Below are 5,632 nucleotides of genomic sequence, written 5' to 3' on the forward strand. Positions count from 1 at the left end.
CCCCGGGGGTTGCATGGTCGGGGATTGCATGGCCGGGGATTGCATGGCCGGGGATTGCATGGCCGGGGATTGCATGGCGGGCGCCGCCGCCACGGTCCGCGTGTCCGGGCCCTGTCCATGCGGGGCATGCGCGTGGCGCATCCGTCTGTTGACGGTGGGCTTGTTGACGCCGGGCATGCTGACGGCGGGCCTGGGGGCGGCATGCGGCGGGCTTTGTGCCGGTACGTCCTGCGCATGGCCGGGCGTCGCCCGCATCATCAACGCCCCCAAGGTCAGCGCCTCCAGGGCGGCGCCACCTAGCAGCCAAGTCCTTACCCCGAAAAATCCGGGCATCGTCGTCGCTCCTGAATGCGTGGGCGGCGGGCGGCCGCGTTCATGTGCATATTATGTCCAAATTATACATATAACGATGTCGGAACCAAACGATTTGTTATCGTCCTGTTACCCTTCGGCAGGCGGGTCGGGCCGGAAATCCGTTAAGAGACTTGAGAATCAAAAAAAATGGCGGGCGCCACAGCGCGCACCGCCACATGGATCCGATCGTGGAAGGTGATGACCCCGAGCCGCGCGGCGTGACGCGCGGCCTGCCGGCTTCAGAAGCCCAGCACCGCGTCGCCGCCGAAGGTGAACATCCCGGTATTCCGCCCGTCATTGAAGGGCGACGTCCCGTTCAGCGAGCGGTCGAAGCGGATTTCCGGCCGGATCTCGAAGACCCGCACATGGTGGCCCAGCGTGGGGTGGTAGGTCACGCCCAGGGTCAGCTCGCCATACGTCGTCGGCGGCGCGGTTTCGGCAGGCGCGGGCAGGCCGGCGATCGCCTGCATATAGGCCCGGTTGGTCAGAAAGCTGGCGACGAACAGACCGGTATTGTCGCGATAGATTTCGCCCCGGTAATTCAGGGTCAGGACGGGGCTGATCTTGTAGCTCAGGAAACTGACGAAGCTGGTGGTGTCGGCCCGCAGCCCGTCATCGTGCAGGTAGTTGAATTCGCCGGTGACCGACAGCCTGTCGCTGATCGCATAGGTCGCGTTGATATCGTTCCAGAATCGGTTCTGGTGATTGGCCGCCGGTCCCAGCACCCGCACCGGGTCTTCGGGGCCGACGCGGCTCAGCTCGACGATGGTCAGCTTGCCGTGCAGCAAGCTGTTCAGGTTGAACCCGAAATACCCCGCCGGGGCGTCGTTGTTGTCGCTGGCGCCGAAGGTCGTCTGGTTGCCGGTATCGATGCCGAACGTCACGTCGACGATATCGCTGACATGCCATTTGAACATCGCGCCGATATGTTCGAACGGCACGGAATATTGCGACGTATAGGCCAGCGTATAGAAGGGGCGGGTCGTCGGGTCCAGCGTTTCGACCCCCATCGGGGCTTGCAGGATGCCGGCCTGCATGTCCAGCCCGCCCTTGGTCAGCCACGGCAGATGGACGTCGATATGGGCCTGGGCGGGTATGAGCTGATAGCGGGTCGAGATCGCCTGGTCGGAAATGCCCAGCAGGTGATAATAGCGCGCATCCGAACCATACAGCGCTTCCAGCGTGAAGCCGATCTGGTATTCGTGCCTGGTCGGGTCGATGGCGCGGGCCAGCGTCAGCGCAAGCTGGTTCAACTGTGCCTGATTCGCATGATCGCCCAGGAAGTTGCCGAAATTGATCCCGTTATCCGGCCGCGCCGGATTGGCATCGATCCCGCCATCGATCTGCCCGGTCAAGGTAACCCCCTGCAGCCAGGTCTGGAATTCCGATGCGGGATGCGGATTGGGAAAGAGCGTGACCTGCGCCCGCGCCTGTCCGGACAAAGCGCCGCATGCCAGGCCGGCGCACAATAACGCCACGCCATTACCCTTGATCGAATTCATGCAAATCACCTCGAACAAGACATCGTTCATAAGCGATACGAGGTATTTTTATCCTGAATCGGACATTTATTCGTTACAGATCGAATATAATGCATGTATATTAAACAATCATGAAACGCATGTTGTTTTATTATTGTTATTTTTGACGAATTTCCTTGAGTCCGCATTCGTAAATATTTATTGCGGTCCTAATCCGGAAGGCGAGCGAACGTCCCATTGGTCCGGACCTGAAATCCGTCAGGTCCGGACCATGGCAATGCCCCCGACACCCCGTCGCCCGCCGGGCGCCCCCGCGAAACCGGCGGCCGGGATGCCGGCACGCAAAAGAATGTTGCCTGCCCTTAGCTGATCCTTTCGCCATGCAGCGCCATGTCCAGTCCTTCCTGCTCCTGCTCGGACGAGACGCGCAGGCCGACGGCCAGGTCGACGATCTTGAGCAGGATGAAGGTCACGACGGCGCACCAGACGATCGTCACGCCGACTGCCTTGGCCTGGATGACGAACTGCGCGAACGAGCCGCTGATGCCGGCGGGATTGGCGTCGGTGGCCGAGAGCGGGCCGTAGGCGAACACGCCCGTCAGCAGCGCGCCCAGGATGCCGCCCACCCCGTGCACGCCGAACGCGTCCAGGCTGTCGTCATAGCCCAGCGCATGTTTCAGCGACGTCGCGGCGAAATAGCAGATCACTCCCGCCGCCAGTCCGATGACCAGCGCACCGCCCGGCAGCACGAAGCCGGCGGCCGGGGTGATGGCGACCAGCCCCGCCACGGCGCCGGAAATGATGCCCAGCACCGTCGGCTTGCCGGTGCGCGCCCATTCCGCGACCATCCAGCCCACCGCGGCGGCGGCGGTGGCGATCTGGGTGGTGGCCATGGCCATGCCGGCGCGGCCGTTCGACCCGACGGCCGAACCGGCGTTGAAGCCGAACCAGCCCACCCACAGCAGCGACGCGCCGATGACGGCGTAGGTCAGGTTGAACGGCGCCAGGTCGTCGGTGCCGTAGCCGTGGCGCTTGCCCAGCACCAGGGCGGCCACCAGCCCGGCGATGCCGGCATTGATGTGCACGACCGTGCCGCCGGCGAAATCGATGGCGCCGAAGCCCGCGACCCAGCCGATCGGGCTCCAGACCCAATGGGCGATCGGGGCATAGACCAGCAGCGACCACAGGACGGTAAAGACGCACAGGGCGCTGAATTTCATGCGGTCGGCGAAGGCGCCGGTGATCAGGGCCGGGGTGATGATCGCGAACGTCATCTGGAACATCATGTAGACGCTCTCGGGGATCGTCATCACCGTGGGGTTGGACGAGCCCTGGCCGAGCGTGAAGCCGATATCGGCGCCCTTGGCGATATGCGCGCCGATGCCGTTGAGCATGACGCGCGACAGGTCGCCGATATAGGGCGTGCCGGTCGAGAAGGTCAGGCTGTAGCCCGCGACCATCCAGACGATGGTGATGATGCAGCAGATCGCGAAGGACTGCATCAGCGTGGCCAGCACGTTCTTCTTGCGGACCATGCCGCCATAGAACAGCGCCAGGCCCGGGATCGTCATCATCAGCACCAGGGCGGTGCTGGTCAGCATCCACGCCGTGTCGCCGGTATCGACGGCCGGAGGGGCGGCAAAGGCAGCGGACGGGGCGGCGGCAAGCACCGGCGCGGCACACCAGGGCGCCGCCTTCCGGAAAAGCAGACGAAACGCGTGCTTACTCACAAAGCAATCTCCCCGATTTCATTGGTGCGGATGCGAACGGCCTGCAGAAGATCGAGAACGAACATCTTCCCGTCTCCGATGGTGCCGGTATAGGCGGCAGCCCGGATGGCATCCAGCGCCTGGTGCGCCAGCGCGTCGGCGACCGCGACCTCGATCTTGACCTTCGGCACGAAGGCCACCTGATATTCGGCGCCGCGATAGATCTCGGTATGTCCCTTCTGCCGCCCGTATCCCTTGACCTCGGTGACGGTGATGCCTTCGATCCCGATCTTGCCCAGCGCCGCACGGACGTCATCAAGCTTGAACGGCTTGACGATGGCGATGATGAACTTCACTCGTTCCTCCAGAGAAATATTTATTCGCCGTGTTGATGAGAACCGTTACGCTGTCGGCGGCCTCAAATCCAATCAAGAAAAAGAGTTTTTTCTTTCCAACGGATTAAAAGCATCAAAAATGCAACCGTTTGGAAATATATATTTGCGGCCTGCCTGAAACCGGCATGTTGCGGCCGGTCGACGTCCGTTAACGATTACTCAATAATATTGAGTCGATGTCGAAAAAATACGAAAGGCGGAACGTCATCGGGGCAGATGCGTGCGGGCCCCGCCATATTCTCCATGGACCTGGCCGAAAGCGACACCGCCACATCCCGCAGAGTTTGAAATGTATTGCTGCGCGGCGGACCAGGGGGGCGTCGCCATGGCCATTGCGCCTTTTCATAATCCTGCCATACACCTGATTTAGCTTGCAGTTCACAGATACGCGGATCGACAGCATGTTGGGTAGTATGTACAGAAAATCGATAGCGGCCTTTCTTCTGTCGGGAATCGCGCTTGGGTCGTCCCCCGCACTGGCCGATCACGGCGACGGCAGGGGGCATGAAGACCGTGGCTGGCATGGTGATCGGGGCTGGCATGGCGGCCATGGTCCGGACCATGGGGGGCGGTATCGCGAATGGCATCGCGGGGACCGCTATGTCGGGCCGAATTGGCGCGTCGATGACTGGCGCCGCTATCGCGGGCTGTATGCGCCGCCGCCCGGCTATTACTGGGTGCGGTACGGCGGCGGATTCCTGCTGGCGGCCGTGGCCACCGGCATCATCGCCAACGTGATCGCGGAGTCCTATGCGCCCCCCGGCCCGATGGGTCCGCCGCCTCCGCCCCCGCCGCCCTATGGTCCGGCCATGCCCTATGGGCCCTGAGGCCGCAGGCGGCCCGCACGCGGAGTGATATGATCCGCGTGTTCGTCTTTTCAGCGCTTGAAATGGAGTTCCGTCATGGACGTTCAGACGATCGACCAAGCCTATAGCCAGTTGCAGATGCAGGCGCAGCAAACGGCGCAGATGCTCCAGACGCTCGGCGGCAAGCTGCAGGCCGCCGCGAATGGCGGCGACATGCAGGCGCGGGAATGGATGCTCGACCTCCGCGAACTGGCGCTTGCCTTCCAGTCCGAGCAGCAGCAGGTCGCCGGCCTGCTCCAGGCGCTCCACGCCGGGCTTGCCAGCCAGGCCCAGCAGGTGCCGCAATCCTATGACCCGGTGCAGCCGCAATATGCTCCGGCATCGCAACCCGCGCCGCCGCAATCCGGGGGCTTTCTCGGCAGCCTGCTCCATTCCGGGTTCGGCCAGGCCGCCGCCGCCGGCGCCGCGTTCGGCATCGGGGACGACCTGATCAAGGAACTGTTTTAAATCGTTATTTTATCGCGCCTCATTACCCGTTCAAACGAGTCCGTTTGAACGGCGGCCGGTCGTCCCTTATCGCCCCGGCTGGTTCTGGGCGTAGTCGTTCATCCCCCACAGACGATTCCTGACGGCGTTGTAATACGCCGTCTCGTCATAGAGCGGGACGTTCAACTGCAGGTCCGAGGCCGTCAGCCGGCCGATCGCCGCCGCAACGCCGTAGGACGCGGTGACCAGGTTGCCCAGCCCCTGGACCAGCGTGATCTCGGATTGCAGCAGGGCCTGCTGCTGCTGCAGGACTTCGAGCGTGGTGCTGACGCCTTCCAGCGCCTGGCGCCGCACCCCGTCGCGCGCCGCGACATTGGCCGTGATCGCCTGCCGGTCGCTGG

Annotated in this window: 7 protein-coding genes and 1 pseudogene; 3 read left to right on the top strand and 5 right to left on the bottom strand. The window is 63.2% G+C overall.

Annotated features, from left to right (window positions below):
- The 4 genes from HUK84_RS09315 to HUK84_RS09330 form a co-directional block, all read right to left on the bottom strand.
- On the bottom strand, positions 1 to 333 hold a 333-nt coding region (locus HUK84_RS09315; RefSeq protein WP_218064292.1), incomplete at its 3' end, for a hypothetical protein.
- A 260-nt stretch (positions 334 to 593) separates the two neighbouring features.
- Positions 594 to 1,856: an outer membrane beta-barrel protein gene (locus HUK84_RS09320; protein WP_176640048.1), complete on the bottom strand. Its 1,263-nt coding sequence runs from the start codon at positions 1,854 to 1,856 to the stop codon at positions 594 to 596.
- A gap of 341 nt (positions 1,857 to 2,197) precedes the next feature.
- The gene (locus HUK84_RS09325; RefSeq protein ID WP_281362778.1) at positions 2,198 to 3,544 is read right to left on the bottom strand and encodes an ammonium transporter; all 1,347 of its coding nucleotides are present in this window, start codon (positions 3,542 to 3,544) and stop codon (positions 2,198 to 2,200) included.
- Between the two features lie 17 nt (positions 3,545 to 3,561).
- Positions 3,562 to 3,900 (bottom strand): P-II family nitrogen regulator, encoded by a 339-nt coding sequence (locus HUK84_RS09330; protein WP_176640050.1) that lies wholly within the window; start codon positions 3,898 to 3,900, stop codon positions 3,562 to 3,564.
- Between HUK84_RS09330 and HUK84_RS09335 the strand changes: the two genes are divergently transcribed.
- The 3 genes from HUK84_RS09335 (at position 3,881) to HUK84_RS09345 (ending at position 5,252) form a co-directional block, all read left to right on the top strand.
- Positions 3,881 to 4,057: a hypothetical protein gene (locus HUK84_RS09335; RefSeq protein WP_176640051.1), complete on the top strand. Its 177-nt coding sequence runs from the start codon at positions 3,881 to 3,883 to the stop codon at positions 4,055 to 4,057. The two genes, HUK84_RS09330 and HUK84_RS09335, sit on opposite strands and share 20 nt — an antisense overlap.
- Before the next feature lie 283 nt (positions 4,058 to 4,340).
- Complete coding sequence (locus HUK84_RS09340) at positions 4,341 to 4,766, top strand: RcnB family protein (RefSeq protein ID WP_176640052.1); 426 nt, start codon at positions 4,341 to 4,343, stop codon at positions 4,764 to 4,766.
- A gap of 75 nt (positions 4,767 to 4,841) precedes the next feature.
- Positions 4,842 to 5,252 (top strand): hypothetical protein, encoded by a 411-nt coding sequence (locus HUK84_RS09345; protein WP_176640053.1) that lies wholly within the window; start codon positions 4,842 to 4,844, stop codon positions 5,250 to 5,252.
- 66 nt (positions 5,253 to 5,318) lie between these two features.
- Here HUK84_RS09345 and HUK84_RS09350 read toward each other — a convergent pair.
- Positions 5,319 to 5,632 (bottom strand): annotated as a pseudogene (locus tag HUK84_RS09350) (TolC family outer membrane protein); the annotation flags it as partial.

It is taken from the genome of Nguyenibacter vanlangensis, assembly GCF_013376155.1.
GTDB classification, from domain to species: domain Bacteria; phylum Pseudomonadota; class Alphaproteobacteria; order Acetobacterales; family Acetobacteraceae; genus Gluconacetobacter; species Gluconacetobacter vanlangensis.

Excerpts from the sequence above, each read along its gene's own strand:
- HUK84_RS09335 (WP_176640051.1), top strand. The coding sequence starts at position 3,881 with ATGGCGATGATGAACTTCACTCGTTCCTCCAGAGAAATATTTATTCGC.
- HUK84_RS09320 (WP_176640048.1), bottom strand. The coding sequence starts at position 1,856 with ATGAATTCGATCAAGGGTAATGGCGTGGCGTTATTGTGCGCCGGCCTG.
- HUK84_RS09345 (WP_176640053.1), top strand. The coding sequence starts at position 4,842 with ATGGACGTTCAGACGATCGACCAAGCCTATAGCCAGTTGCAGATGCAG.
- HUK84_RS09340 (WP_176640052.1), top strand. The coding sequence starts at position 4,341 with ATGTTGGGTAGTATGTACAGAAAATCGATAGCGGCCTTTCTTCTGTCG.